Origin of the sequence: Rufibacter aurantiacus (assembly GCF_017916345.1) — a bacterium.
In the GTDB taxonomy this organism is placed as follows: domain Bacteria; phylum Bacteroidota; class Bacteroidia; order Cytophagales; family Hymenobacteraceae; genus Nibribacter; species Nibribacter roseolus.
The window spans coordinates 771,528-798,182 of the sequence record NZ_JAFMSV010000001.1; the positions used below are offsets into that span (position 1 = coordinate 771,528).

The 26,655-nt window shown below is 53.3% G+C and carries 23 protein-coding genes and 1 riboswitch; of the genes, 12 read left to right on the forward strand and 11 right to left on the reverse strand.

The window, feature by feature from the left end; translation table 11 throughout:
- Positions 1–86: 86 nt before the first annotated feature.
- The 4 genes from J3P34_RS03110 to J3P34_RS03125 form a co-directional block, all read right to left on the reverse strand.
- Positions 87–584, reverse strand: coding sequence for a hypothetical protein (locus J3P34_RS03110; RefSeq protein WP_210486380.1), 498 nt, complete (start codon positions 582–584; stop codon positions 87–89).
- Between the two features lie 19 nt (positions 585–603).
- A complete protein-coding gene (locus J3P34_RS03115) occupies positions 604–1,782 on the reverse strand; it encodes an acyl-CoA dehydrogenase family protein (protein WP_210486381.1) in 1,179 nt (392 codons plus the stop codon).
- 153 nt (positions 1,783–1,935) lie between these two features.
- Positions 1,936–2,799 carry a transglutaminase family protein gene (locus J3P34_RS03120; protein ID WP_210486382.1) on the reverse strand — a complete coding sequence of 288 codons (864 nt, stop codon included), beginning with the start codon at positions 2,797–2,799 and terminating at the stop codon, positions 1,936–1,938.
- A 180-nt stretch (positions 2,800–2,979) separates the two neighbouring features.
- Positions 2,980–5,415: a TonB-dependent receptor gene (locus J3P34_RS03125; protein ID WP_210486383.1), complete on the reverse strand. Its 2,436-nt coding sequence runs from the start codon at positions 5,413–5,415 to the stop codon at positions 2,980–2,982.
- Between the two features lie 60 nt (positions 5,416–5,475).
- Positions 5,476–5,573, reverse strand: a riboswitch (TPP riboswitch).
- Between the two features lie 161 nt (positions 5,574–5,734).
- Between J3P34_RS03125 and J3P34_RS03130 the strand changes: the two genes are divergently transcribed.
- A complete protein-coding gene (locus J3P34_RS03130; RefSeq protein WP_149092422.1) occupies positions 5,735–5,956 on the forward strand; it encodes a hypothetical protein in 222 nt (73 codons plus the stop codon).
- Positions 5,957–6,253: 297 nt separating this feature from the next.
- Here J3P34_RS03130 and J3P34_RS03135 read toward each other — a convergent pair whose 3' ends face one another.
- Both J3P34_RS03135 and J3P34_RS03140 read right to left on the reverse strand, forming a co-directional pair.
- Positions 6,254–6,928 carry a YceI family protein gene (locus J3P34_RS03135; RefSeq protein ID WP_210486384.1) on the reverse strand — a complete coding sequence of 225 codons (675 nt, stop codon included), beginning with the start codon at positions 6,926–6,928 and terminating at the stop codon, positions 6,254–6,256.
- Positions 6,929–6,987: 59 nt separating this feature from the next.
- Positions 6,988–7,437: a MarR family winged helix-turn-helix transcriptional regulator gene (locus J3P34_RS03140; RefSeq protein ID WP_210466343.1), complete on the reverse strand. Its 450-nt coding sequence runs from the start codon at positions 7,435–7,437 to the stop codon at positions 6,988–6,990.
- Between the two features lie 152 nt (positions 7,438–7,589).
- On the opposite strand from J3P34_RS03140, the gene J3P34_RS03145 reads away from it, so the two are divergent.
- Entirely contained in the window at positions 7,590–8,234 is a 645-nt protein-coding gene (locus tag J3P34_RS03145; RefSeq protein WP_210486385.1) for a DedA family protein, read from the forward strand.
- Between the two features lie 75 nt (positions 8,235–8,309).
- The gene (locus tag J3P34_RS03150) at positions 8,310–8,891 is read left to right on the forward strand and encodes a DUF6799 domain-containing protein (RefSeq protein WP_210486387.1); all 582 of its coding nucleotides are present in this window, start codon (positions 8,310–8,312) and stop codon (positions 8,889–8,891) included.
- Positions 8,892–8,992: 101 nt separating this feature from the next.
- Here the strand turns inward: J3P34_RS03150 and J3P34_RS03155 are convergent, their stop codons facing one another.
- Positions 8,993–9,991, reverse strand: coding sequence for an enolase C-terminal domain-like protein (locus tag J3P34_RS03155; RefSeq protein ID WP_210486388.1), 999 nt, complete (start codon positions 9,989–9,991; stop codon positions 8,993–8,995).
- A 241-nt stretch (positions 9,992–10,232) separates the two neighbouring features.
- Between J3P34_RS03155 and J3P34_RS03160 the strand changes: the two genes are divergently transcribed.
- The gene (locus tag J3P34_RS03160; RefSeq protein ID WP_210466347.1) at positions 10,233–11,612 is read left to right on the forward strand and encodes a dicarboxylate/amino acid:cation symporter; all 1,380 of its coding nucleotides are present in this window, start codon (positions 10,233–10,235) and stop codon (positions 11,610–11,612) included.
- Positions 11,613–11,701: 89 nt separating this feature from the next.
- Positions 11,702–12,286, forward strand: a complete 585-nt coding sequence (locus J3P34_RS03165) for a thioredoxin family protein (protein ID WP_210486389.1) — start codon at positions 11,702–11,704, stop codon at positions 12,284–12,286.
- Between the two features lie 283 nt (positions 12,287–12,569).
- Here J3P34_RS03165 and J3P34_RS03170 read toward each other — a convergent pair whose 3' ends face one another.
- The gene (locus J3P34_RS03170; protein ID WP_210486390.1) at positions 12,570–13,025 is read right to left on the reverse strand and encodes a hypothetical protein; all 456 of its coding nucleotides are present in this window, start codon (positions 13,023–13,025) and stop codon (positions 12,570–12,572) included.
- Between the two features lie 164 nt (positions 13,026–13,189).
- On the opposite strand from J3P34_RS03170, the gene J3P34_RS03175 reads away from it, so the two are divergent.
- The 5 genes from J3P34_RS03175 to J3P34_RS03195 all read left to right on the forward strand — a co-directional run bounded on the left by J3P34_RS03175 (position 13,190) and on the right by J3P34_RS03195 (position 22,378).
- Complete coding sequence (locus tag J3P34_RS03175) at positions 13,190–14,365, forward strand: MFS transporter (protein ID WP_246853514.1); 1,176 nt, start codon at positions 13,190–13,192, stop codon at positions 14,363–14,365.
- A gap of 120 nt (positions 14,366–14,485) precedes the next feature.
- On the forward strand, positions 14,486–16,477 hold the full coding sequence (gene pulA / locus J3P34_RS03180; protein ID WP_210486391.1) for a type I pullulanase: 1,992 nt from the start codon (positions 14,486–14,488) through the stop codon (positions 16,475–16,477).
- 301 nt (positions 16,478–16,778) lie between these two features.
- A complete protein-coding gene (locus tag J3P34_RS03185) occupies positions 16,779–18,137 on the forward strand; it encodes a M16 family metallopeptidase (protein WP_210486392.1) in 1,359 nt (452 codons plus the stop codon).
- Complete coding sequence (locus tag J3P34_RS03190) at positions 18,137–19,756, forward strand: M16 family metallopeptidase (protein WP_210486393.1); 1,620 nt, start codon at positions 18,137–18,139, stop codon at positions 19,754–19,756. The genes J3P34_RS03185 and J3P34_RS03190 overlap by 1 nt, the downstream gene beginning before the upstream one ends.
- A gap of 285 nt (positions 19,757–20,041) precedes the next feature.
- Positions 20,042–22,378, forward strand: coding sequence for a GAF domain-containing protein (locus J3P34_RS03195; protein ID WP_210486394.1), 2,337 nt, complete (start codon positions 20,042–20,044; stop codon positions 22,376–22,378).
- Positions 22,379–23,055: 677 nt separating this feature from the next.
- Here the strand turns inward: J3P34_RS03195 and fabV are convergent.
- Complete coding sequence (gene fabV / locus J3P34_RS03200) at positions 23,056–24,246, reverse strand: enoyl-ACP reductase FabV (protein WP_210486395.1); 1,191 nt, start codon at positions 24,244–24,246, stop codon at positions 23,056–23,058.
- A gap of 154 nt (positions 24,247–24,400) precedes the next feature.
- Positions 24,401–25,114, reverse strand: a complete 714-nt coding sequence (locus J3P34_RS03205) for a phosphatase PAP2 family protein (protein ID WP_210486396.1) — start codon at positions 25,112–25,114, stop codon at positions 24,401–24,403.
- A gap of 121 nt (positions 25,115–25,235) precedes the next feature.
- Between J3P34_RS03205 and J3P34_RS03210 the strand changes: the two genes are divergently transcribed.
- Together J3P34_RS03210 and J3P34_RS03215 are read left to right on the forward strand one after the other, a co-directional pair.
- Entirely contained in the window at positions 25,236–25,490 is a 255-nt protein-coding gene (locus J3P34_RS03210) for a hypothetical protein (protein WP_210486397.1), read from the forward strand.
- Between the two features lie 180 nt (positions 25,491–25,670).
- Complete coding sequence (locus J3P34_RS03215; protein ID WP_210486398.1) at positions 25,671–26,153, forward strand: hypothetical protein; 483 nt, start codon at positions 25,671–25,673, stop codon at positions 26,151–26,153.
- A gap of 70 nt (positions 26,154–26,223) precedes the next feature.
- On the opposite strand, the gene J3P34_RS03220 is transcribed toward J3P34_RS03215, so the two are convergent.
- Positions 26,224–26,643, reverse strand: a complete 420-nt coding sequence (locus J3P34_RS03220) for a hypothetical protein (RefSeq protein ID WP_210466359.1) — start codon at positions 26,641–26,643, stop codon at positions 26,224–26,226.
- Between the last annotated feature and the right edge of the window lie 12 nt (positions 26,644–26,655).

Below are 26,655 nucleotides of genomic sequence, written 5' to 3' on the forward strand. Positions count from 1 at the left end.
GTTCCCGTAACTGCCTTTTCTTAGATTTCTAATGCTGGTTTGGTCATAAACGAAACCAACACATTAACATGGCTTTGCTCCTCAACCTATCTGAGGTCTGCTTCCCAATAGGGCTTTATTTTTTGGAGCTTCCATAGATACAGAACCAACAGGATAGGATCTAGCTTGAAGTTGAGAACGAAACCTTCAGACCTATCCACAAAAGGAAGTACAAACAAGGCAATCACACAAGCCACCAAGCCAATAATGGCATCAAAAACCCCTAATTTGACAGCCCAATCCTTTTCGGTCCATAATCCGAAGGCGGTTACTCCCTTTATCAATATCAGCAACGTAAGGATAATACCAGTTGGCGAAATGGGGTTGGTGGTCTCAAATCCATATAGAGAAATAGAAAAGCTTAACCCCATAACGGCCATGATTACTCCTATAGGTACTAAAGCCGCCATGAGGAGGAACATCCAGATAAAAATCTTCATCCACCAAGGCAACAAATCACGCCTTCTGCCTTTTACTTCTTCTAAGCTTTTGGTATCTACTAAATCCTCAAATCCAAAATAGGCGTCTTTCTGACTTTCTTCCATTTTTTCTCTCTACCAAAGCCTATTTGAAAGCCTGAATGCCGGTGATGTCGGCGCCGGTAATGAGCAGGTGGATGTCATGGGTACCCTCGTAGGTGATGACGCTTTCCAGGTTCATCATGTGGCGCATGATGGGGTATTCGCCGGTGATGCCCATGCCGCCGTGGATCTGCCGCGCCTCGCGGGCTACGTGCAGGGCCATGTCTACGCTGTTGCGCTTGGCCATGGAAATCTGCTGGGTGGTGGCTTTCCCTTCGTTTTTGAGCATACCCAGACGCCAAACCATGAGTTGGGCTTTAGTAATTTCAGTGACCATCTCGGCCAGTTTCTTCTGTATGAGTTGGAAAGAGGCGATGGGTTTATCAAACTGGATGCGCTGCTTAGCATAGTTCAAGGCGCTTTCATAGCAGTCAATGGCGGCTCCGATGGCACCCCAAGAGATACCGTAGCGGGCAGAGTCCAGACAGCCCAGCGGACCTTTGAGACCGTCTATGTTGGGCAGCAGATTCTCTTTCGGCACTTTCACGTTATCAAACACCAGCTCCCCAGTGGTGGAGGCACGCAGACTCCATTTGTTGTGGATCTCGGGGGTGGTGAAGCCTTCCATGCCGCGCTCCACAATGAGGCCTTTGATGCGGCCCTGTTCGTTTTTGGCCCACACCACGGCCACCTGAGACTCAGGCGAGTTGGAAATCCAGAGCTTGGCGCCGTTGAGCAGGTAATGGTCGCCCATGTCTTTGATGTTGGTGACCATACCGCCCGGGTTAGACCCAAAATCTGGCTCTGTTAACCCGAAACAGCCCAGCCACTCACCGGAGGCCAGCTTGGGCAGGTATTTCCGGCGCTGCTCCTCAGAACCGTAGGCGTAGATGGGGTACATGACTAAAGAACCCTGCACCGAGGCCGTGGACCGCATTCCGGAGTCGCCACGCTCAATCTCCTGCATGATGATGCCGTAACTGATGTAGTCCAGCCCGCCGCCGCCGTACTCCGTGGGGATGGTTGGCCCGAAGGCTCCTATCTCACCGAACTTGGGCACAATCTCAGACGGGAAGTGCGCGTCCTGCGCCCATTTCTCAATGTTGGGGGAGATTTCGCGCTTCACGAAGTCGCGCATGGTCTGCCGGATAAGCTTGTGCTCATCGGTGAGCAGGTCGTCTACGTTGAAATAGTCTGGGGCGCCGGAGTTGTCTGAAGCCATAGTTTTTGGGGTTAACTTCGATGTCTGTTTCCAAACTTAGCAAGAAACCGCACCTCTGCCAACACTTGTTAGCAAAACCTTTCACGCCGCTGGTTTGGCTCTTCGTTTTAGGGCTCTTTTCAGGAAATCAGGGCAGAAACAAACCCCGGCCACCTACTTCGCGGAGTTATAGCTGACTTTCAGCTTTTGATAGACTTGCCCTAATTGGGCAATCTCCTGACCGTACTGGTGCAAGTTGGTCTTCCCGGTAAACGCCTGGTAGCACTTCGGGCCCAGGGTAGCAAGGCTAGATTGCCAGGCTGCCCAGTCCGGTAAAGTTTGCAGCCGCTGGCCATAGTATTGATTAAAGGCCTGCACCAGGTAGTGCTGGGTGCGGTCTTCCAGCAGCTCTCCGCCGGAGCCCAACACAAAGATGGCCATGGGCACAATCATGTCATGGCCGGTGGGGTCCAGCAACTGCCGTTCCTCAAAAAGGACGCGGCTCTTGAGCCAATCCTGCAGCCCCACAAGACCCAGCGAGGGATCTACCGGTTGCCACTGTTTGGTGGCGGCATCGTACACTTCCAGCCAGACATGGTCATTGTGCTGCCGTCCGAAGACAGACCCTCTGTTTCCTTTTTCCTGCACCAACTGGCGGGCATTCTCCTGCCGTTGCTCACTTTCTTTGTGGAGGTTGATTTCCTGCACCGTGCGCTGCTGCACCTGCAGTTCTTTCAGCATGGCTTTAGTGATGGAAGCCAGTTCAGCGCAGTTCCCTCCGCCCCGGGCGATGATCTGTTCCACCGTGCGTTTCTGGTAATCGGTGGCTTTCCACTCAAAATGCTGCACCAGCCAATGCACCACTTCCTGGGTCTTGGCAAAGTCGGTGGGTGAATCGGCGGTGAATTCCCGGGCAAACTGCCGGTAGTCTTTCTTAATCAGTTGCAGCCAGTCAGCGTCCGTTCTGCGCTGCGCCGCAGCCTGAGAAACAACACAGAAGAGTGCCGCAAGAAGTAGTAATGGGAAAAGCTTTTTCATAGATATTGAGGTATTGGGGTTTAGTTATGGGTTTGATGAGTGACCGTTTGTAGGGCATGGACCCAAAAAAAATCGCCGGAGTTGCATCTGATGTGCAACTCCGGCGATTTTTGTTTCAGGTAAAGGTGAAAACCTAATTCAGACCAATTCCCATTTTAGGTCGATTTTTATAAAAAAGGCTTAGAAGCGCAGGCTGATCTGGGCCATGAAATTGCGGGGTGCCTGCGGGAAATAGTAGTTGTAGTCATAGCGGGTGGCGTCTCCGGCGTACAGCTCGGTGAAGGTATAGCCGTTGGCTTCGTACTCTTCGTTGAAGACGTTGTTCACCATTAGGCCCAGTTCCACTTCTTTCATCCAGTTCACCGGTCTGAAACGGTAGAACACGCGGGCATCCCCTACCTCATAAGGACGGATGCGGCGATTCTGGCTGGCGGTGTTGTCCAGGAATTGCTCACTCACGGTCTTGAACTGGAACGCGAACCGAAGGCCGGTCAAGGGCTGTACCTCCATCTGGGTAGAAGTCACAAAACTAGGCGAATACGCAATGGTGGTCTCGTCATACTGATTTACCACCACATCCTCGGGGTTGTAGTCAATGGGCAGGGTCTCGGTGAACTGCTTGATGCGGTTGCGGCTCAGGGAGAAGTTGGTAGACAGACGGGCCAAATCACCCAGACCCACGCCGGCGGCCAACTCTGCACCGGTGCGATAGCTTTCCGGGATGTTGGTCCTCAGGGCGGTTCCTACGTTATTGAGCTGGCCGGTCAGCACCAGTTGGTCTTTGTAGTCCATGTAGAAGTAGGTTAGATCAGTGGTGAAGCGCACTGGTAGGCCGTTCAGTTCTCCCAGGGGGTAGTTCAGGCGGTAACCGGCCTCGTAGTCGATCATGCGCTCTGCCTTGGCTCTATCGTTGGCCGGACGGTCCACAAAGTCTGAGCGGGTGGGCTCACGGTGACCTACCGCTACCGAGGCATACAGGCTGTTCTGGCCTGAGAAGGCGTAGGTGATACCCGCTTTCGGATTGAAGAAATTGTAGTCGGCACGGGTGGTGACGTCGCGTTGGTCATCATCAATGCCGTTCACCTTGTAATCTACCCTGCGGAGCTGCAGATCCCCGAAGAGGCTCAGTTTCTCGGTGGCCTGCAATGTGGCCTTGCCATACACGTTGAAATCGGTTTTCTGGGCATCGCCCTCGTAGTAGCGGTGGCGCGGCCGGATGGTGGAGGCGTACTGCGCCCAAATCACCTCCCCGAAGTGGTCTCCGGCGTAGCGGTTCCAGCCGCCGCCCAGCACCGCGGAGAGTTTGCCCTGTCCGTTGTACTGCAGGGAGAAAGTACTGCCATAAAAATCATTGTCCAGCCATTTGCGGCTCACCAGATCGGTGCGGGTGATAGCTGCTCCACCTGCCGTCACCGGCGGAATGTTATAGTTGGTGAGGCGTTCGTTCACCTTATACTGCTCATAGAACCCAAAACCGCGGGTATAGTGCAGGGCGGCGTTCAGGGTAAGGGCCCGGCTGAACTCGTGGGCGTAGTGTAGTTGGTAATGGTACTGCTGGTAGTCGTCTACCTCGTTGTCATACGGGATATCGGTGCTGCCGTAATCAGTGCCGGCGGAGTTGAAGGTGCGGTCTGTTTTCAGGGTCTCCTCGTCTACCCCGTTCCAGGCCTGGTAAGTGACTTCATGGCCACCAAACACCACCAGTTTCAGCAAATCCTTGGCTCCATAATAGCCTCCTGACAGGTAGAATGACTTCAGGTTGGAGGAAGCCCGGTCAATGTAGCCATCTGAGGTGATTCTTGATAAGCGCCCGTCCACGGCGAATTTGCCGCCCAGCAGACCGGTGCCAAACTGCACGTTGTTTTTCCAGGTGTTGTATGAGCCGAAGGCGTTGTCGGTGCGGGCGTAAGCTTCGGGGCTGGCATCCTGGGTCTGCAGGTTCAGGCTGGCGCCGAAGGCTCCCGGTCCGTTAGACGAAGTTCCCACGCCGCGCTGAATCTGCACATCCTGCAGAGAAGAGGCGAAATCTGGCATGTTCACGAAGAAAACGCCGTGGCTTTCGGCATCATTCACCGGAATTCCGTTCACCGTCACGTTGATGCGGGTGATGTCTGAGCCCCTGATGCGCATGCTGGTGTAGCCTACCCCGGCGCCGGCATCTGAGTTGGTCACCAAAGAAGGCGTGTTTTCCAGCAGATAAGGCAGATCCTGCCCAAAATTGCGGCTCTCCAGTTCTTGTTTGGTCACGTTGGTGTAGGTGGTGCCGGTTTTCTCATTGGCGCGGGTGGCAGTCACCAGTACTTCTTTGGTAGCCACGCTGGTGCGGGTAAGGCTGAAGTCCAGCGGCTGGGACGCGGGTACGGTGACTGCCTGGGTGGCGCTGGCGTAGCCCAGGTAGCTGATCTGCAGGTTGTAATCGCCGACAGGCAGATTGGAGAAGGTGAATCGGCCGGCGGCATCGGTGAGGGTGGCGCGGTTCCCGGTACCCAAAGTAACGGTGCTACCAGTAAGCGGAGCCTGGGTGGCAGCATCTACTACGCGGCCAGACAAAGTGTTCTGTGCCATGGCAAACCAAGGCAGCAGGCAGCCCAAGAGCAGGGCTAAAGCTTTTTTCATGTGAAAATTGAAAAATAGATAAAACAACCAGGAGCCACCAGGGGCCGGTGCTCCCACTCTGTTTTGTTCCCTTGTTTTTCCCTTCGCCGGCATTACCCGGATCAGGTTCAATGGGTATGATCTCAGCCCGTTATATTAAGGCACCCCTAAACTGAGGCAAAGCTACGCCCGCCTTCCTGGAAAACCAATTAGGGCCGGCATAACTTCAAATATTTTTTTGCCGATGCGGTCAACATAGCAAGGCCCCCATACGTTGAACAAAAAAGAGTCGCCTACTAGGCTGTGGATGTGATGTGAGACTTTTAACTCATCGGATTTTATGATGATCGTATACTCTTTGGCCATGTTTGCCCTGATTGCCTTTTTGGCGCTGGCCCCACGTAAAAGAATGAGCGTACCGCCGCAAGATGACAACGATGATGACGGGGGCGAACCAATCAATGATGGTTTACCCGATCTGGACCTCCCACCAGGCATCTGCCTGCCCATCAATGACTGGGAACCTGACTATAACCGGTCTTTGGTAAAGAACACCCTTTGACATAACCAGTTTTTTGCCCCAATTGCCAAAACCCGGAAGCATGGCCCTGAAGGCTAAGCTTCCGGGTTTTCGTTTTCGGGTTGATTTTATGGAAATGGGCTCAAAGAGGGAACCCACCTCTGACCCTCCCAGGAGGGGAAACATCAACTATTAACCGGAAAAACCGATTTTCGGGATACTTGCTTTTGGGCAGTGCTTCCCTGCTTCAGATTGAGGTCTGTTTTGAAAAAAGGGCACAAAAAAGCGGCCAGGACCTTACTGGAAGATCCTAGCCGCTTTTAGTATGTTTTGGTCTGCTTATTTCTTGGCTACTGCCTCTTGTCTGGCTACCAGCTCAATGTTCAGTTCAACGTCATCCATGATGGCTTTGTCGCCCAGGTTCTCAAAGAAGTTGCCGGAGCGGAATTTGATATCCCACTTGGTACGGTCAAATTTGAGGTTGGCTTTGGCGGTGGCCACGCCTTTTTTCACGGTTACCAGCGCCGGGAAGGATATCTGGTTTGTAATGCCTTTGATGGTAAGATCGCCGGTGATGGTGTAGTTGGCAGCATCGCCTTTGGCATTCTGCTTAGGTGTCAGGTTGGTGATGGCGAACTTGGCCGTAGGGTTTTTCTCCACCGAGAAGAAATCATCAGATTTGAGGTGGTCTACGAGTCTTTTGTTTGAGCCGCCCTGCAGGTCAGTATTGGTGATGGAGGTCATGTCCATGATGAAGGTTCCGCCGCGCAGGTTCGCTTTCTCCAGGAGAATGGTACCGCTGGCCAGCGTGATGTTGCCGGTGTGCTCGCCGGTTACCTTGCGGCCAACCCAGGTGATTTTGCTTTCAGCGGGGACTACTTTGTAGTTCTGAACGGCGGGCGCCACCACGGTTGCAGCGGCTTTTGCCTTGCCAGGCGTGCCTGGTGCCACCATTTTAAAGGCAGAAACCCCTACAGCGGCCGCTACCATAACAGAGAGTAAAACTTTTTTCATGGAGATACTGGTAAGTGGTTTAGTAGAAATTGCTTTTAAGGGTATAAGGTATAAAAATTTCAGCTTCTGACTTTATCCAGGAGATTATTTAAAACCTCGGCCTCTTCCTCAGTCAGGTTGTTCAGGCCGGTGAAACCCGCGTTGCCTAGGCCATCCATCTCGGTGAGCAGATCAAGTCCTTTCTGGGTGATGAGGATATCCACGGTGCGGCGGTCAGTGGGGCACTGCTCACGGGTAACCAGTTCCTTGGCTTCCAGTTTGTCTACAATGCGCGAGGCGTTGGAGGTTTTGTCCAGCATGCGATCTATGAGCAGGTTCACCGTGGCCGGCTTGGGAAACTGTCCCCGCAGGATGCGCAACACGTTGTACTGCGGCAGCGTGACCCCGTAAGACTTGAACATAGCAGACTGCCTTTGCTCCAACCAGTTAGAAGTATACACCACGTTGATGTACGCTTTCTGGTAAACGTCCTTGAAAACACTCTGCTTTATTTCTTCTTCTATTTTCATCTTAACCTCCAGTCTTCAGGCGATACTCAAATATATGTTCCTACCGCAAAATCAGCAACTTAGCGGGGCTTTTTCTGCGGCGGGCGCAAAGATACTACCAACATCCGGCTTCCTTCGTGCGTATTTCCCGTGAATCTATCTCTAATAACCGCATGGCAGACATTTTTTTGGTTTCCTGGGCAGATCTGTTCTCCAGCCCCGAGAACATGATCCGGTACGGCGGCCTCACCCTTATCCTGGCCATCGTGTTCCTGGAAACCGGGCTGCTCATTGGGCTAGTCATTCCCGGAGGCGACTCCCTTTTGCTGGCTACCGGATTATTGGCGGGCGCCGATGTGCTCACAGTGCCGCTGGCCGTACTGCTGGTCAGCATGACCGCGGCAGGCATTGCTGGCGACCTGTTGGGCTTTACCATAGGCCGCCGCATGGGCAAAAAACTCTACCGGAAGCAGGACACCTGGTATTTCAAGCGCAAGAACCTGGAGCGCGCTGAGAAGTTCTACCGTGAGAAAGGCAAAATGGCCATTGTGCTGGGCAAGTTTGTGCCGGTGGTGCGCACCTTCAATCCGCTGTTGGCTGGGGTTACCGGCATGGAAATGGCCAGGTTCCTGCTCCTGAGCAGCTTGGGCACCGCCCTCTGGATCTGCTCCCTGGTATTGGCCAGTTATTACCTAGGCCAGCAGTTTCCGCAGTTGAAAGACTATCTGCACTACGCTATTCCGGTCATTATCCTGCTGTCTATCCTTCCGGGTATCTTCCAGTACTGGCAGGAGCGCCGGAAAAGCGCCAATGCGTAAGCTAGCTCATAGCTCCGTTTTCGGGCTGTTTTAGAGAAATCATCGTATAAATACTCAAAACCACCATTGACCTATATGATCCAACGTTACCTTTTAGCCGGAGGCCTCTTTCTGGGCATTGCCCTTGCCCCGGAGATGGTTCAGGCCCAGAATGCCTATATTGGGAAAAGTGAGCGCGGCCGCACCACCACTACCAGCGTCGCCCCTTTGCGGCAGGGCCTTATCATGCGCAACGGCAAGATGATGGAAATAAACGGCCAGCAATTCACCCCCTTGACCCAGGCCCGGACTTTTCCCAACGGCGTCACCCTGCAACCCAACGGCACCCTGACGGCATCGGGTGGAGAGGCCATCCAGTTGAATGAAGGTGACCATGTAGACCTCAAAGGCAACATGCACCGCACCACCGTGATCACGCACAGAAGCACCACCATCACCGGCGATACCACCGGCATAGGCAAACAGCTCCTGCAGGCCCAACAAATGAACGACCGCCTCAGGCTCCTACAGGAAAAACAGCGGGTGTTACAGCAAAAGGGCGAGCTCCTGCAGAAAACCGTCCAGAACAAGCCCAGCCAAACCGAGCTTAAGAAACTAGACGCCGACTTAGCCAAACTCCAAGGGCAACTGGCCACCGAAGAAAAGAAAAAGCAGTAGCCCCTTCTCTCACGTAAAAACAGAACGCCTCCCAATGATCTGGGAGGCGTTCTGTTTTAGGCCGGTTTCTGGAAATCAGCCTTAAATCAATATTTTCAGCATTATGGCTGTTCTACGGGGTACAGGCGGCCGGCTTCTTCTTTTACCAGTTTGAATGGCTCATCTTTCACCACCAGCATGCCGTCCAGGTCCAGCAGGTGCACGCCGTGGGCCAGTTGCAGCGCCGACCAGATGGCCATGGACGTTTCCATCATGCACCCGATCATGGTTTTCAGGCCCATGGCCCGGGTCTTTTGCAGGATAGCCAGTCCGTTGAGGTAGCCGCCGGCTTTCATGAGTTTCATGTTCACCCCGTGGAATTGTTGCTGCAGCAGTTCCCAGTCGGCGTGGTCGGTGACAGATTCATCCGCGAAGAGATCATAGGGCGAGCGTTTCTTCAGGTAAAGGTATTCTTCCTGCAGATCTGAAGGCATTGGCTGTTCAATCATGAGCACGGGGTATCTTTTCAGCCCCTCAAAGAAGCGCATAAGGGAATCTGGGTCCTGCCAGGCCTCATTGGCGTCAATGATCAGGCCCTGGTTTGTGGCTTTGGTCACCTCAGAGAGCATGTCTAGGCCGCTTTCCTGGTTTACCTTCACTTTGAGATACTCAAACCGGTGCAGGCCATGTTCTTTGGTGAAGGCGGCAATCTTACCGGGGTCCATGATGGGGTAGGAATACGCCGTAGGGGCCGAGGCCACGGATTGTACGCCTAAAAACTCAGTCACCGTCTGTCCGTTTTTCCGGCAGAGGTAATGCACAAAAGCCGATTCTATGGCGAACCTGAGCGCGGGCAGCACCGGGTGCAGGCTCATGAGGTGCTGCAGTTCTTCCACGGAACCTACGTGGGACAGGCCGTTGGCCTGCAGGGTCTGGAACTGCTCTTGCAGCAGAACGGGGGTTTCGCCGTAGCGGGTGTTGGGGGCGGCTTCTCCCCTTCCCTGAAATCTCTCGTCACCAACGGTCACAAACAGATTGGTTTTCACATCTGAGGCATTGCGGGAGATTTTCCAGGTATAGCGCAAGGTGAGGTCCCGGGCCTCCAAATTCCAAAGTAGCATAGTAAATAGTAGGGGTTGCAAGCCTCAAGTGTAGTAAAAAAGACGCAAAGGCCAATAAAATTCGTGCTTTTGCCCGCATCTTTCAAAAACGGCCCCAGAACGCCTTGCCTCTTTAGGAACCGGAAGAAAAAAGTATATTTGTAGGTTCCAAGACCTTAGCCAGCTCTTTTGGGCCGGCGAACAAACTAAACCAAAACCTCCGCTCTTCCTTTTTCCTGAAGGAAGGGAGCTTAATTCATTTATGAAAAAATCCACGCTCGCCATCTCGGCTTTTGTGATTCTCACGGTGGCTGTTGTGCTCACGTTGTGCCAGAACTACGGCCTTCTCTCTCTCCCCGAAGTAGCCCTGACCGGTATCCGCTGGGTGGGTATTGCAGTGCTCCTGCTGTTTGCCCGCCAGAAGAAATCCCTCACCACCTGGATTCTGGTGAGCATGGTGGTAGGCGCTGAGATAGGCTACTCTTTCCCTGATTTCGCACAGGGCCTGAATGTTTTAAGCAAGATTTTCCTGAAGATGGTGAAAACCATCATTGCGCCGCTCATTTTCGCTACGCTGGTGGTGGGCATTGCCGGTCACTCTAACCTGAAACAGGTGGGCAAGATGGGCGTGAAGGCCCTGGTCTACTTTGAGATTGTGACCACCATTGCCCTTTTCATTGGGTTGGCCGCCATCAACCTGAGCCGCGCCGGCGATGGTATCCAGCTCAAAGGCCAGACCAGCAGCGAGATCACTGCGCCGCCCGCCCAGACCTGGCAAGACATCATCCTGCACATCTTCCCGGAGAACATCGCCAAATCGGTGGCCGAGGGACAGGTACTGCAGATTGTGGTGTTCAGCGTGCTCTTCGGGATTGCCCTGGCTATGCTGAATGAGCGTAAGCGCCGCCCGTTGCTGGAAGTAACCGAGAGCCTCGCGGAGACCATGTTCAAGTTCACCAACATCATCATGTTCTTCGCGCCTATTGCGGTGGGTGCTGCCATCGCCTACACCGTGGGTCACATGGGCTTCGGGATTCTGGTGAACCTCTTCAAACTGCTGGCTACGCTGTACGTGGCGCTCATCGCGTTCCTGCTTTTAGTATTGCTGCCTGTAGCGTTGATTTTTAGAATTCCGGTGAAAATGTTTGTGCAGGCCATCGCGGAGCCGGTGTCTATTGCTTTCGCTACCACCAGTTCTGAGGCCGCTCTGCCGCGCGCCATGGAAGCGATGGAATCTATTGGGGTGCCACGGAAGATTGTGGCCTTTGTGATGCCCATGGGCTACAGCTTCAACCTGGACGGTTCCACCCTGTACCTGTCACTGGCGTCTATCTTCGTGGCGCAGGCCGCGGGTATTGAGATGCCTTGGGAGCAGCAGTTGTTGATGGTTTTCACCCTGATGTTGACGAGTAAAGGGATTGCCGGGGTGCCGCGCGCTTCTTTGGTAATTCTTTTGGGTACAGCCGCGTCTTTCAACCTGCCGGTAGAGCCTATCTTCATCATCCTGGGCATTGACGAACTCATGGACATGGCCCGGACCTCGGTAAACGTGATCGGGAACTGTCTGGCCACCGCTGTCATCGCCCGTTGGGAAGGAGAGTTCGTGGACCTGGAGGCACCAAGGGCGCTGGAGACTGTCTAAAACAGAATCTGGCCAGAGGATATCTTTTGCGCAGGAAAATTCGTTTCTCCTTCATCTCCGTGTCTTAACTTCTTTAAAATACTTTGCAGATGCATTTCCGTTTGTGTTTTGTTCCTTTCCTGGCCCTGGGGGTTGTTGCCTGCTCCCGCCCGGCCGCTAATTCTTCCGTTGAACAGTCTGGGTACTCTGCCGCCGGGCAAACAGGTCTGGACGCGAACAAGAACCGGGAGGAGAAAAACAAAGCTGGCAACGAGAACATCCTTATTGGGGCCGTGGACCGCGCTGCTTTTGAGAATGCGCCTTACAGCACCTGGTTCCACCCGGCCTACCAACGCTATACGCCCAACCAGAAGATCATGGAAGAACTGGTGCCTTTGCTGGAGAACATCACCGTGAAAGCCTATATGGGCAGCTGGTGTGAGGACAGCCAGCGCGATGTACCCCGCTTCTACAAGCTACTGGACCAGGCCCATTTCCCGCATTCCCGCCTGCACCTTATTAGCCTGCGCGAAGACAAAACCGGCCCCAACGGTGAGGAGAAACTGGACAATATCACGGCCGTGCCCACTTTTATTCTGTACCGCGAGGGCAAAGAACTGGGCCGCATTGTGGAGACCGCCTATCCTACCCTTGAAATGAACATGCTCACCATCATCAAAGGCACAGGTAAATAAGCGTTTCAGGCCTGTTTGAATTGAAACAGCCCAAAAACGCCTTTCATATTACCAAAAAGAGAATCCGGATTCTTCCTGAGCACATCAGAAGGAATCCGGATTCTCTTTTTATTCAGCCTGTTTTATGGCCGGTATATTAAAAATGGAGCGCAAAAGCCCTGGTAAATGCCTGCGCATTTTCAGCCTGATTAATTTAAAAGGTCTTTAAAACGGAAATATCGCCTCTCCGCACCAGGTCAGTATCTGGATTTGAAGGTAAGCAGGAATCATGCTTGACGGTGCCTTATCGGCTCTTTTTCAGGCATTGGGTAAGCCAGGTTTCGGCGGCGGCACGGTCTTCGAAGAGTTTTACTTCAAATTTGCCTTTGATACGGGCCTGCAGCTGATCTGCAGACTGCGCCGAGAAAGTGCTGAGGTTATCCAGGTGGGCCCAGTATTTCAGGCCGGATTTTACGGCATACGGAATCCAGTTCTGCTCCAGCCAATCCATTGACCCATCCCAACGGCCCACCAGGTTCCGGTTATCGTTCAGTACGGCGGAGCAGCCTTTGGCTTGCATCCAGTCCAAATATTTGAAGGCCCCTTTGGCCACGTTGTCATGGGTGGGGTACCCAATCCAGTTGTTATAGATCCAGGGCCCTTGGGGCTGAAGATCAATCTGCAGGAAAATTTTTCCGGTAGAAGAGAGCATTTCTTCCAGGCGCGTAGAGGTTTTTTCCTCTGATAGCGGTTTGTACATTAAATGTATAAAAAGACAGGTAGGAGTTGTTTTTGCGGGATTAATCGCCTTCTGCCGGGCTGGTGCGCACAGGCCACTAGTGCTTGGTTTACAGGCGAAACCACGGTTATAGCCATGTACAGAAACCGCCCTTGTTTAGTTCCTTCCCGTAGAAAGATGTATTTTTGCCCGAATTTTATTCGCTCATGCTTTCTTCTGCTTCTCTCCCCCTCTCCAGAAAAACCCATAGAATAGCCGTTGGCACCCTGTTTTTCATGCTGGGCCTTTGCTTTTCCAGCTGGGGTTCCCGCATACCTTCCATCCAGCAAAAACTGCATCTCTCCGAGGCTGAGTTAGGCGCCGTGCTCTTCGCGCTGCCGGTGGGCCTGATGTTGTCTTTGCCGTTCACGGGTTGGCTTACCTCTAAAATAGGCAGCCGAAAGGTGGTCACCATTGCCCTGCTTTTATACAGTTCCACCCTGGTGCTCATTGGCATGAGCCAGAGTGTGCTGCACCTTACCCTGGTGCTGTTCCTCTTTGGCTTTGGGAGCAACATGGCCAATATCTCGGTAAATACGCAGGCCGTGGGTGTGGAAAGCCTTTACAATAAATCCATCATGGCTTCTTTCCACGGTTTGTGGAGCCTGGCCGGTTTTGTGGGTGCCGCCATTGGTACGCTCATGATCGGGGCCGATGTGGAGCCGCTGCAGCATTTCTTTATTATTATGGCGGTGATAATTGCGGGTCTGGCCATTGCCTACCAGTACCTCTGGCCCAAAGATGCCCCCGCCCCCGCAGATCAGCCGCTGTTTGTCATGCCAGACAAGTCGCTCATGGGTTTGGGCTTGATTGCGTTCTGCTCCCTTATCTGCGAAGGCGCCATGTTTGACTGGAGCGGTGTGTATTTCCAGAAAGTGGTGGGTGCCCAGAAAGCCTGGATCGCCGCCGGTTATACCGCCTTCATGAGCACCATGGCTTTCACCCGCTTCATCGCCGATTGGCTCACCACCAAACTGGGCCTGAAAAAGGTGCTGCAGCTCAGCGGTACGCTTACCGCGTTTGGGCTGGCCATCTCGGTGATCTTCCCGCACATGGTCACGGCTATCATTGGTTTTCTGCTGGTGGGGGCCGGGGTATCGGCGGTGGTGCCGCTGGTGTACGGTGTGGCCGGGAAAAGCAAAACCATGGCGCCCAGCATGGCCCTGGCGGCGGTGTCTACCATCGGCTTTGCCGGATTCCTGGTGGGTCCTCCCCTCATTGGCATGCTGGCGGGCCTGAGCAGTTTGCGCCTGTCCTTTGCCATTATCGCGCTTATGGGCGTGAGCGTGGCCCTGCTTTCGCGCCGCGTCAAGGCGGAGTAGGCGCGCTGCTCCGTTTTACTCTGATTTTATAAAAGCGGCCTTAATTCACGCTACAGGTGGGGTGATTTAAGGCCGCTTTGTTAATTTTACCTCAAATTCCACCGCTTTTCACCTAAATCAATGAAACGACGTAAGTCTTTTTCAGCACTCCTAATCTTCCTGTACCTGATGAGTTCTTCCGGCGTTTGGGCACAGTCCCATAAGTTTGACCAGTACCCTACCCCTGTAGAGGCGGACCTCTGGACGACGTATTCCCCGAAGGCTACTACCTTCAAGCTTTGGTCTCCGGTGGCGGAAGAAGTGGTGGTAAAACTCTTTGACCAGGGCAACGGCGGCTCGGCGCGGGAAAAATTGTCTATGGTGAAAGGTGAGAAAGGCTTGTGGTCACTCACCGTGAAGCGAGACCTGAAGGGCGTGTACTATACCTTCCACGTAAAAACCGGCGGCCACTGGTTGGACGAAACGCCCGGCATCTATGCCACAGCAGTGGGTGTGAACGGGCAGCGGGCCATGGTGCTTGATTTGGCTTCCACTAACCCCGCCGGTTGGGCGCAGGACAAAGGACCTTCCGTAAAAACGCCTAATGAAGTGGTTCTATGGGAAGCCCACGTGCGCGACATCACCACGCACCCTTCCTCGGGCAGCAAGAATGTGGGTAAGTTCCTTGGCCTGGTAGAGCCTGGCACCAAAAACAAAGCAGGACAGGCTACCGGCATTGACCACATGAAGGACCTGGGCGTGACGCACATTCACCTGTTGCCCTCCTTTGACCACCGCTCCATTGACGAATCTGCCTTAAACAAACCGCAGTTCAACTGGGGCTATGATCCGCAGAACTACAACGTGCCCGAGGGCTCTTATTCCTCAGATCCTTTCCACGCCGAGGTCCGCATCAAGGAATTCAAGCAGATGGTGAAGGGTTTCCATGACCGCGGGCTGGGCGTGGTGCTGGACGTGGTCTACAACCACACGGGCCTCACCAAAGGCTCTAACTTCAACCTGGAGTTCCCAGATTACTATTACCGCCAGACCCCCGAGGGGAAATATTCAGACGCCTCGGCCTGCGGGAACGAAACCGCCAGTGAGCGCGCCATGGTGCGAAAATTCATCATAGAGTCCTGTAAATACTGGGTCCGGGAATACCACCTGGACGGTTTCCGGTTCGATCTCATGGCCATCCATGACCTGGAGACCATGAACCAACTCACCGCCGAGCTGAAAAAGATCAACCCCAACATCATCATCTACGGTGAGGGCTGGACCGCCGGCCAAAGCCCCCTGCCCGACAATGCCAAGGCCCTCAAAGCCAATACGCACCTCCTGCAGCACACCGCCGCCTTCTCAGATGACATCCGGGATGCCATCAAAGGATCGGTCTTCGATGAAAAATCTAAAGGCTTTGTGAGCGGCGCACCTAACACCGAGGAATCCATCAAGTTTGGCGTGGTGGGCAGCATCGCGCATCCGCAGGTGGAGGTCAAGAAAGTGAACTACTCCAAAGCGCCTTGGGCCCGTGAGCCCTGGCAGGCGGTTTCCTACGTGTCCTGCCACGATAACCTGACGCTCTTTGACAAGCTGAAAGCCTCCAACGAGAAAGCCTCCGCGGACCAGCTCAAAAGAATGCACCTGCTCTCCAACGCCATCGTGCTCACAAGCCAGGGAACGGCTTTTCTGCACGCGGGCGTGGAACTGATGCGCACCAAGAACGGCGAGCACAACAGCTACAACCTCCCCGATGCCGTGAACCAAATCAACTGGAACTGGAAAACCGCCCATCAGGATGTCTTCACTTACTACAAGAACCTCATTGCCCTGCGTAAAGCCCACCCGGCCTTCTGGATGCCTTCTGCCCAGATGGTGAACAAGCACCTGGAGTTCAAAACCACTTTCCCCGGCCTGGTGGGCTACCAACTTAAAGACCACGCGCACGGCGATTCCTGGAAGAACATTCTGGTGTACTACAATGGCCGCGAAACCGCCGCCGACATCCGCCTGAACGGGGAATGGACCGTAGCCGCCGAGGGAGAAACCATCCAGCCGCAGGGCGGCCGCAAGGTGAAAGATAAAATAGCCGTTCCGCCGGTGTCTATGCTCATCCTTTACCAGGAGTAGTTTTCGACTTCGTTTAAAACAAGAATTACCTTCATGCCATTTCGGGGCTGATTTATGGAAATCAGCCCCGAAATAGTTTTAGGCCCACAAGTACCTGGGCCGTCTCAGTTGTTTCCTTCTGCTAAGTCTATTCTTCAAATCTCCCCATCACCATTGGCTAGATTTCAATTTTTCAGGGCCAAAGCAAAATCCCGTTTTCAGGCCGATTTATAGGAAACTGGCCTAAAACGGTGTTCCTTTTGTAAATTGGCACTTTCTTTGGCCGTTAGTTGCCATACCATTAATTAACCTTATTCTTTATATGAACAAAACAAAGCTGTTCTCTCTTTTGGTGCTTTGCTGCACGCTCGTTTCCGGGGTGTGGGCGCAGGGCCAAAGCGGAGACAAGATTCTGCCGTACCCTATCCAGCAGAAGAAGCTGGCCAACGGACTGAACGTGGTCACAGTGCCGTTCAACAGCCCGGGACTGGCGGCCTTTTACATTGTGGTGCGGGCGGGCTCGCGCGAGGAAGTGGAGCCGGGCAAGACCGGGTTCGCGCACTTCTTTGAACACATGATGTTCCGGGGCACCGAGAAATACAACACCAAGGAGTACGAGGCCGTCCTGAAATCCATCGGGGCCTCGGCGAACGCCAACACCTCTACAGACCGCACCGTCTACCACATGACCGGCAACGCCGATATGCTGGAGAAGATGTTTGAGATGGAGGGCGACCGTTTCCAGAATCTCAAATACTCGGTGCATGACTTCAAGACCGAGGCCGGCGCCGTGAAAGGTGAGTACACCAAGAACTCGGCCAGCCCGTACTCGCAGCTCAATGAGCTGGTGTACAGCACTGCCTTCAAGAAACACACCTACTCGCACACCACCATGGGCTTCTTCAAAGACGTGGTAGACATGCCCAACCAGTACGAGTACTCCAAGGTGTTCTTCAACCGGTTCTATCGCCCGGAATATGCCACTATTGTGGTGGTAGGCGACGTGAAGCAGGAAGAAGTGAACCGGCTGGCGCAGAAATACTTCGGGAACTGGAAACGTGGCAATTACCAGCCTAAGATTGAGACCGAGGCCCCGCAGAAAGAGACCCGTTTTGCTCACGTGAAACAGGCCGGTTTCCCGCCGTACCTCATGCTGGGCTACAAAGGCCCGGCTTTCTCAGACAAAAGCAAGGAGTTGCCGGCCCTGGATTTGATGACCAGCATCCTGTTCGCGCCTACTTCTGAGCTGTACAAGAAACTAGTGCTGCAGGAGCAGAAGGTGCGCTTTGTGGGCGGTGGCCCCAGCTTCTCCCGTGACCCTAACCTCATCAGTGTATCAGCGTCGGTGGTGAAGGCCGAGGATTTGCAGTACGTGAAGGACGAGATCGTGAAAGCTATTGAAGAGATGAAAACCAAACCGGTAGACGCCCAGAAACTCGCTGATACCAAATCAAACAACCGCTACAGTTTTGCCATGGGCATGGACAGCCCAGACGCCATCGCCAATTCGCTGGCGCGCTTTATCTGGCTTAACGGCGACCCAGAGTCCATCAACCGCATCTACGCGCTGTATGACCAGGTAACCCCGCAGGACATCATGGCCGTGGCCAAGAAATACTTTGTAAACACCGGCCTCACCATTGCCACCATTTCCCCTAACGACCAAGGAGGCGTGAAATAATGAAAAAGATACTCACCTATATACTGCCGCTGGCACTTTCGCTATCGGCTTGCCAGAAACAACCGCAGACCTCCGCATCAGACACCTCGGCGCAAGCCGCACCCACGGAGAAAAAGCTGGAGTTCATCAAACCCATTGAGGTGGTGGAACTGGCTCTGCCCGAGTCTGACAAAGTGATTATGAAGCTGATGTTCCGGAACGGCTCCGTGACCGACCCGGCCGGGAAACAAGGCCTCACCTACGCTACCGCCAACACCATCATGTCGGGCGGGACGCAGGAACTTACCAACACGCAGATCCAGGAGAAAATCTACCCTATGGCGGCCCGTTACGGTGCCACCGTAGACAAAGAAGCCACCGTGTTCACCTTCGCCGTGCACAAAGACTTCCTCGCGCAGTTCTACCCTATCCTGAAAGGGCTGGTGCTCACGCCCCGCTTTGAGGCCGCCGATTTCAACCGTGTGAAGTCTAACCAGCAGAACTACGTGGACCAGGTCATCAGGACGTCTTCTGACGAGGACTACAGCAAGAAAGCGCTGGAAGACCTCATGTTCCGGGGCACCAATTACCAGCATACCGCGCAGGGCACCAGCGCCGGTGTAAAGGCTATTACCCTGGAAGATGTGAAAAACCACTACCGGAATTTCTTCACGCAGGGCAACGTGACCATTGGCATTGCCGGCAGCTACTCGCCGGAATTCTTGCGCCAGTTGAAGAATGACCTCAAAGGCCTTTCCGCCACGCCGGCCTCCTTGCCGCAGGTGGCCCAGCCCCGTAAACCAAACGGCGTGGAGGTGGAGATCATCAGTAAACCCAGCGCGCTGGGCTCGGCCATTTTCACCGGTTCGCCGCTAACCATCACCCGTTCCTCAGATGATTTCGCGGCTTTGATGATAGCTAACTCTTACCTGGGTGAGCACCGAAAAAGCTATGGGCAGCTGTATGACAAAATCCGGAGCACCCGCTCCATGAACTACGGCGATTACTCTTACATTGAGTGGTACGAGAACGGGGGCGGCAACATGCTGCCGGTAGCCGGGGTGCCGCGCACCGCCAACTACCACGCCCTCTGGATCAGACCGGTGCAGACCGCCGAGGGGCTTAAAGACCAGTACAAGGAGCTCAGCAACATCAACGTAGGGCACGCGCATTTCGCGCTGCGGCTGGCCTTACGCGAGGTAGACAAGATGGTGAGGGAAGGCATCAGCAAAGAGAACTTTGAGCTCACCCGCCAGTTCCTGCGCTCCTACAACAAGCTCTACATCCAGACGCCTGAGAAACGCTTGGGCTTTTTGCTGGACTCGCACTTCTACGGTCGCAAAGACTACATTGAGGAGATGGATGCCCTGCTGGCCAAACTCACCGTGGACGATGTGAACCGCGCCATCAAGAAGTACTGGACCGCCGATAACGTGTTTGTAACCATCGTGACGGATGACAGCGAAGCCCAGCCTTTAGCGGATGCCCTGAAAAACAACACGCCTTCGCCTATGAGTTACTCCAACGTGGTGAAAGAAGGCCTGCCGCAAGCCGTGAAAGACGAAGACGCGCAGATCGCCAACTTCAAACTGAACGTGACCAGCGTGCGCGTGGTGAACACCAACGACACTTTTAAATAACCTTCCTCTTATCACCAAATTATGGAAAGCCGGTGCCCAAGCATCGGTTTTTCTTTTTAGGTCTCAGCTGTTCTGGGCACGTTTTCCGGTTTCAGGTCCATTTTCAGGATTCCAGACCCAAAACCCTTCCGGGCTTGGGTTATCGTTGCCTTCAGGTTTAGTTTAAGCCGGTAGACAGGGCCCCGCTCTCCCAATTTAGTGTCTGTTTTCCCTTGAAAAGCCAGGCTGTTTAATAGAAAGGCTTTTTATGTATCTGCCCTCCTGTTTTTGCGTTAAAAGCCCTGTATGCAATCCAACGATTATCAGATAAGTGTCTCTACTTTTCCGTTCAAGGCCAGTTTAAGCCTAAAGCCTATTATTACTTATTGGAAACAGTTTCAGGATGACTGCAAGAGCAGTTTCACGCTAAGCGCCCAGGAGATAAGCCGCCAACTGCAGGAGGTACCGGAGCTGTTAGACCCCATCACCGATGTCACCACGCTGAACGATGAGCACCATTGCCTCATTGACCTGCTCATGACAGCCATTTTCCCGCCGGCCACCCATGAGTCTGAGGCCAGTGGCGCGGTAAGTCCCCGCTATGATGCCAGCTTCTACTACACCCGGCCTTTCAAGCAGATCATCCTCAACGACCATAACCACCTCAAGCGTCCGCTCAACATAGACGAGCACCGCATGCTCTTTAACCGCGTACGCATGGTGTACCTGCTTATTCTGGAGAAATTCTACCAGGTGCAAGTGCCGCATGAGGAGTTCCTGATCTATACCGTGCCAGACTACCAACTGGGGCTCTACCGCCATTACAACGTGGTTTTGAACACCCAGTTCCTGGACATTACGGTAACTCAGACCCTGCCCGAGCTCAGTGAGGAAGATATCCAGACCATGCTGGACAACATCCGCGACATGGACATCTGGATGGAGCTGTTGCCGCCCCAGAACTTTGAGATCAGCGGTTTCTACATCATGAACCTGCTGGACGTCACCGACCAGGAAGTACTGTCATCGCTCAAGAACGATTTGCTGGAGCGCGACGTGATGCTGGCTCCTGACCGGTTTGAGCAACTGCAGGAAAAAATAAGGGTGCTGTTCAAACGACCGCACCTGCAATTGGGTGTGGCGGCTTTCCATAAAAACAAGAGCGCGTTCGTCAACTTCGGAAACAAGATCAACCACAGCTTTCTGCTGCAGAGTGAAATCACCAGCTCCAGCTACGCCGGTTTCAAGGCCATTTATGACGAATTGGTACGAGAGGGAGAGCCGCTGGTGATCAAGAACGTGGAAAATACCGTGCAGCTGCCAGAAGGCGTGCGCGAGGAGATGCTGACCATGGGCATCAAGAATATTGTGCTGGCCCTGCTGCGCTACGGCAATGACCCCATTGGTATTCTGGAACTGGGTTCGCCCAACCCTGGTGACCTGGACAATTTCTCCATTGCCAAGGTGGAGCAGTTTCTGCCCCTGTTTTCAGTGGCCGTGAACCGCAACTCAGAAGAGATTGAGGCCCGCGTGCAGTCCGTGATCCGAGAGAAGTTCACCGCCATACACCCGGTGCTGGAATGGCGTTTCCGGGAAGCAGCCATGAACCTGCTGGACAAGATCAACGCCTCGCCCATTGCGCCCAACCCCGAGATGGAGGCCATCATTTTCCCCGATGTGTACCCGCTCTACGCCGTGGCCGATGTGCGCAGTTCCAGCACCGAGCGGAACACCGCCATCCTGGGCGACCTGGTAGAACACCTGGAACTGGCCGAGGCGGTGCTGAGGAAAGCCGTGGAGGTGCATTCGCTGCCCATTCTGGACGAACTGCGGTTCTCCGTCTCCAAGCACCTTCGCCAGCTTAAAACGGGCGTGCTGGTGCAGGACGGCATCACCATCTTTGAGACCCTGCGCACCCAGGTAGAGCCCATGTTCCAGTTCCTGGAAGTCACCCATCCAGAGCTGATGGAAACCATTAACCTCTACCGTGAGGCCATGGACCCCAACTTGGGTATCCTGTACAAACGCCGGAAAGCCTTTGAGGAAAGCCTCACGCTTATCAACGAGACCATTTCTGAGTACGTGGAGCAGGAAGAGCTAAATGCCCAGCAGATGTACCCGCATTACTTTGAGCGCTTCGTCACCGATGGCGTGGAGTTCAACATCTACGTGGGCCAGTCACTGGTGGAGAATCTACCTTTTGACATCATGTTCCTGCGCAACCTGCGGCTCTGGCAACTGATGGTAATCTGCGAGGTGGCCCGCCGTACGCAGGCCCTCAAACCAAAGCTGAAAGTGCCCCTGGAAACTACCCAACTGATCCTCATCCACAGCCAGCCGCTGGCCATCAGGTTCAGGCAAGACGAGCGCAAGTTTGACGTGGACGGCGCCTACAACATCCGCTACGAGATAGTGAAGAAACGCATTGACAAGGCCCTGGTGCGCGACACTGAGGAACGCCTCACCCAACCCGGCAAAGTAGCCATCGTCTACTCCCAGGCCCGCGAAGCCAACGAGTACCTGGAGTACATTGAGTACCTGCAGAACAAAGGCGTTTTAACCGAGAACGTGGAACAACTGGAGGTGGAAGACCTGCAAGGCGTCAGCGGCCTCAAAGCCCTGCGGATAGAGATCAAGTGCTGAGTGAGTGAGTGAGTGAGTGAATGGTTGATTGAATGAGTGAGTGGAAAATCGGCAGCCGTCAACCCACCCCTACCCCCTCCGAGGAGGGGAATATCGGGTAACGTAAAAGCTTAGAGAAGAAAAATTCAGAATAGATAAGATCTTTAAACGGGTTTGCAAATCCCCTCCTCGGAGGGGTAGGGGTGGGTTGACGGCTGCAGATCTACTTTCAAAGAGCCTTCTTCCCAGCCACCTCCCAGTCACTCTCCCTCTTGATTCCAACCCGATTTTCTAAAAACAGCCTTAAAACCCAATTTGCTCTACAGTGTAAGTTGTCGGTTCTCCAAACGGCCTTGTCATCCCCCTACCCCCTTCAAAGGGGGACGGAATGCGTGCAATCCAGGGAGAATCAACGTGTAAGATGGAGAAGGAAAGAATGAAACTAACTTACCTGTCCCCTGACAGGCCAAATCATCCTTCTGATATAAGGTACATTCTTCAGTCTGTCAGGGGACAGACCAAGGAAGAAGGTCTATGCACCGACTAGCCATTCCGTTTTAAGCCTGAAAAACTGAAAGGACCTTGAAAACGAACCAGAAGCCTCCATAATTGAGGTGCTCCAATTCATTTACAAGGTCCTTTCTGGAAAAGATAAGTAAAGCTTCTTACGCTTTTACTTTTTGATCTTCTTATTCAGTTTATACCAGGCCTGGCACTTCCACTACCTCATTTACATCAGTGCCGTACTCCACGCCTTCCACTTCAAATCCGAACAGGTTGAAGAAATCGGTGCGGTAGCCTTGGAGGTCGCCAATTTGGGGGAGTGTCTCGGTAGTGGCTTGCTCCCAGAGGGCGGCAACTTCGGCCTGCACGTCATCGCGCATTTCCCAGTCATCAATCCGGATGCGGCCTTTCTCATCTACCGGCACGTCTGCCCCGGTGAAAAGTCTTTCCTGGAACAGGCGCTGGATCTGCTCAATGGTACCCTCGTGGATGCCTTTGGCTTTCATCACTTTGTAAAGCAAAGAAATGTACAGCGGAATCACCGGGATGGCTGAGCTGGCCTGAGTCACCAAGGCTTTATTCACAGACACATAGGCTTTCCCGTTCAGGTCCTTGAGGGAATCGGAGATGGTGAAGGCGGTGGCCTCCAAGTGGTCTTTCGCCCGCCCGATGGTGCCTTTACGGTACACGGCCTCGGTCAAAGCCGGCCCGATGTACGAGTACGCCACGGTGGTGGCACCCGGTGCCAGCAAATCAGCAGCTTTCAGGGCATCAATCCACATGGCCCAGTCCTCGCCGCCCATAACGGCCACGGTGTTTTCAATATCTTCCTCAGAGGCTGGCGTGATGCTCACCTCAGACACGTTGCCGGTATGGAAATCAACGGTTTTATTGGAGAACGTCTGCCCGATAGGCTTCAGCACGGAGTTGTGGGTAACGCCGGTTTTGGGGTGCACCCGGCGCGGAGAGGCCAGGCTATAGATCACCAGGTCTACCTGACCCAGATCGGATTTGATAAGGTCCAGCGTTTTCTCTTTGATCTCGTCAGAGAAGGCGTCGCCGTTGATGCTTTTGGCGTACAGACCGGCTTCGTGGGCGTGTTTCTCAAAAGCGGCGGTGTTGTACCAGCCCGGTGAGCCTGGTTTCCCCTCGGCCGAAGGCTTCTCAAAATACACTCCAATCGTAGCCGCGTTGGCCCCGAAGGCGCTGGTGATTCTGGACGCCAGCCCGAAACCGGTGGAGGCGCCAATCACCAATACTTTTTTAGGGCCTTCCACAGAACCCTTGGATTTCACATAGTTGATCTGGTTCACTACATTCTGCTCGCATCCTTTAGGATGGGCGGTAAGGCAGATAAAGCCACGTACTCTTGGCGTAATAATCATATAATGCTGGTTTAACAGACGGGTCTGTACGTATGGGATGTCGTTTGCTGGCGTAAATTTGTCAATTTTATTGACAAAATACACCAGCATCAGCGCTTTGCTACCGGGTTTAGAGGCTAGTTTTTAGAAAACGAGCTCAAACAGAGTATTTCTCTTACCTCTGCTGCATCTCTTTGTCTACCCGCCGGCCAAATCTACGCTGCAGTTTGTTAAGCAGGAATATGGCGATGATGAGCCAGAAAATGCCCGCCGCCCAGCCCGCCAGCACATCAGAGGCATAATGCACGTTGAAGTACACCCGGCTAAAGCCGATGAGCAGAATCCAGATGGACAACAAGATGCTGAGAACCCACTTGAGCCAGACCTGCCGCACATTGGTCCAGACCAGGTACACGAGCAAACCCCAGAACGCGCCGCCGATCATGGCGTGCCCGCTGGGAAAACTGTTGCCGCTCACATGGAAAAGGGCGCTGGAAGGCCTGGGCCGGTCAAAGAAGATTTTCATGCTCTGGTTGAACAGCGTAGTGGTGGCCGAGATGGCAATGATCTTGAGCGAATAGAACCGCCATTTCTTAAAGACCAGGAAAAGCAACGCCAATCCCAGAGACCCGAAGATGAGGAAATTCTTGGACCCGAAAAACGTGATAAAGTACATGGCATCTGTGGTCTCGGGATCTTTGAGATCACCGGCGAAGGCAAAAGCCGCCTGATCAAGGGCCTTCTCCTGCTCAATGAACACTACAGTGGCCATCCAGAAAAACAACAGTGCGCAGCCCACAAACACCAGCCATGCCACCACCATCTGCAGCGTTACCACCGCCAGAAACGTCCCCGCTTTCTTTCCTTTCTGTTCCACTTCCTCCTGCATAGGCAAGTCAATCTTTTCCCCGCTTGTACGCAAGAGAGCCCCCAGATAGATACACCATCAGTCTTCTTCCTAGCCGGGCCCGCCTAAAATCCGGGACCCGCGCCTGCTGCGTATATGGGGTATGTTGTACCTCTTAGGCTTTCTCTACCTTGATTTCGCCGGCCGCGCCGACTATCTGTTGACGCACGGTCGTCACCTGGCCAGCCGTACCGAGGGCAACTATGAGATTCAGCTATACTGGACCAGAAACTTCTTTGCCGAGGTCTATTTCTCCAGCCTCAGCGGCCGCAATGAGCAGATCAATGCGCTCACCGAGGAGCCAGATTTCACCGCCTACTTGGATGGAATAAGCCTGAACAATTTACAAATACAGTGAGGGTTGCCCTATCCAGAAAAAGACGCACAGGCTAAAGCGTGTTTAGGTCTTCCTGGGCAACCATCCTTAGGTGGCTACATAAATTTACCAGACCAGGGGCTAAGCTATAGGAAGAAATTCACAAGGCTTTGAAAGAGAGTTCTTAACAAAGGATTGCTATCTTAGAAGAAACAAAGGACTATGAGAAAAATTATACTTGTTTTATTAGCCCTCACCGTTTCATTTGGGGGTATGGCCCAAACCACTTTGGCGCTTGCCACAAGACCTAAAGCAGGGGCTGCCATCAACCTGTCTTTGCCTTCTTCAGCAGAGGAAACCTACCCGTACGTTTACACCAAAAGAGCAGACCGCTTTTTGTTAGTAGGCTTGGCCTTGATTATTGTCAGCGCGGGTTACTACATGATGGCACCGGGCTTATACAAGAAACCATATGATCCCACACTGGAATACAGCTATGCCCTGGCAGAAGCAGCCAAAAGCAACCCTGCGGCCTATCAACAGCTAACTAATGAATACAACCAGGCCATGCAGGTCTACCAACAACAAGCCAGTGAACGCAATAAGAAAGTCAGGAATACCCGGGCGGCTTTTGCTGCGGCTTTCACCGTAGGCATGGCGTTTGATTTGGCGGCTATCTTAACATTTAAAAAGGGGGGGCAGTAGATTTTTGAATTAAGAATATGGGGCTTTTTGATGTTACTGTCCGCATGAAAGCCATTAGTCAGGCACTAGTCTATTGTGCCGGCGCCTTCAACCATGCTACTGCAGATTCCAAATCCGCGAAAACCCTGAAACTTATAGTTGAGCCTACTTTTTGAAAAATCTCGTTTACCGCTGATATAGCTCGGGTTTCCAGGTTTAGAATAGAACTGTTAAGCCTGGCAAACCTTTCAAGACGAGTCAAGGTTAGTTTAAAAAGAAAGTCATTTATAGTCGCCCTATAATCCCTATCCTCCATCTTCTCCACTGAAACATTCGTTGAATCCAGAATCAGATTTTTCACAACGTAGTTAAGAACATTGTCAGAAACTATCTCCAGGGCATGCTTCAGTTCATTTGCACCAAACTCCTCTACACTGGGCAGCTTAGCCAACATAATATCCTCAGCCGGTTCGTAGTTAATAGTAATTAACCAATTTTGGAGTATAAGCATTACTGTACTTTT

Coding starts and splice junctions, on each gene's coding strand:
- pulA (WP_210486391.1), top strand. CDS start 14,486: ATGAAACGACGTAAGTCTTTTTCAGCACTCCTAATCTTCCTGTACCTG.
- J3P34_RS03195 (WP_210486394.1), top strand. CDS start 20,042: ATGCAATCCAACGATTATCAGATAAGTGTCTCTACTTTTCCGTTCAAG.
- J3P34_RS03130 (WP_149092422.1), top strand. CDS start 5,735: ATGATGATCGTATACTCTTTGGCCATGTTTGCCCTGATTGCCTTTTTG.
- J3P34_RS03185 (WP_210486392.1), top strand. CDS start 16,779: ATGAACAAAACAAAGCTGTTCTCTCTTTTGGTGCTTTGCTGCACGCTC.
- J3P34_RS03125 (WP_210486383.1), bottom strand. CDS start 5,415: ATGAAAAAAGCTTTAGCCCTGCTCTTGGGCTGCCTGCTGCCTTGGTTT.
- J3P34_RS03215 (WP_210486398.1), top strand. CDS start 25,671: ATGAGAAAAATTATACTTGTTTTATTAGCCCTCACCGTTTCATTTGGG.
- J3P34_RS03145 (WP_210486385.1), top strand. CDS start 7,590: ATGGCAGACATTTTTTTGGTTTCCTGGGCAGATCTGTTCTCCAGCCCC.
- J3P34_RS03160 (WP_210466347.1), top strand. CDS start 10,233: ATGAAAAAATCCACGCTCGCCATCTCGGCTTTTGTGATTCTCACGGTG.
- J3P34_RS03220 (WP_210466359.1), bottom strand. CDS start 26,643: ATGCTTATACTCCAAAATTGGTTAATTACTATTAACTACGAACCGGCT.
- J3P34_RS03140 (WP_210466343.1), bottom strand. CDS start 7,437: ATGAAAATAGAAGAAGAAATAAAGCAGAGTGTTTTCAAGGACGTTTAC.
- J3P34_RS03155 (WP_210486388.1), bottom strand. CDS start 9,991: ATGCTACTTTGGAATTTGGAGGCCCGGGACCTCACCTTGCGCTATACC.
- J3P34_RS03120 (WP_210486382.1), bottom strand. CDS start 2,799: ATGAAAAAGCTTTTCCCATTACTACTTCTTGCGGCACTCTTCTGTGTT.
- J3P34_RS03115 (WP_210486381.1), bottom strand. CDS start 1,782: ATGGCTTCAGACAACTCCGGCGCCCCAGACTATTTCAACGTAGACGAC.
- J3P34_RS03205 (WP_210486396.1), bottom strand. CDS start 25,114: ATGCAGGAGGAAGTGGAACAGAAAGGAAAGAAAGCGGGGACGTTTCTG.
- J3P34_RS03170 (WP_210486390.1), bottom strand. CDS start 13,025: ATGTACAAACCGCTATCAGAGGAAAAAACCTCTACGCGCCTGGAAGAA.
- J3P34_RS03150 (WP_210486387.1), top strand. CDS start 8,310: ATGATCCAACGTTACCTTTTAGCCGGAGGCCTCTTTCTGGGCATTGCC.
- J3P34_RS03110 (WP_210486380.1), bottom strand. CDS start 584: ATGGAAGAAAGTCAGAAAGACGCCTATTTTGGATTTGAGGATTTAGTA.
- J3P34_RS03165 (WP_210486389.1), top strand. CDS start 11,702: ATGCATTTCCGTTTGTGTTTTGTTCCTTTCCTGGCCCTGGGGGTTGTT.
- J3P34_RS03210 (WP_210486397.1), top strand. CDS start 25,236: ATGTTGTACCTCTTAGGCTTTCTCTACCTTGATTTCGCCGGCCGCGCC.
- J3P34_RS03190 (WP_210486393.1), top strand. CDS start 18,137: ATGAAAAAGATACTCACCTATATACTGCCGCTGGCACTTTCGCTATCG.
- fabV (WP_210486395.1), bottom strand. CDS start 24,246: ATGATTATTACGCCAAGAGTACGTGGCTTTATCTGCCTTACCGCCCAT.
- J3P34_RS03135 (WP_210486384.1), bottom strand. CDS start 6,928: ATGAAAAAAGTTTTACTCTCTGTTATGGTAGCGGCCGCTGTAGGGGTT.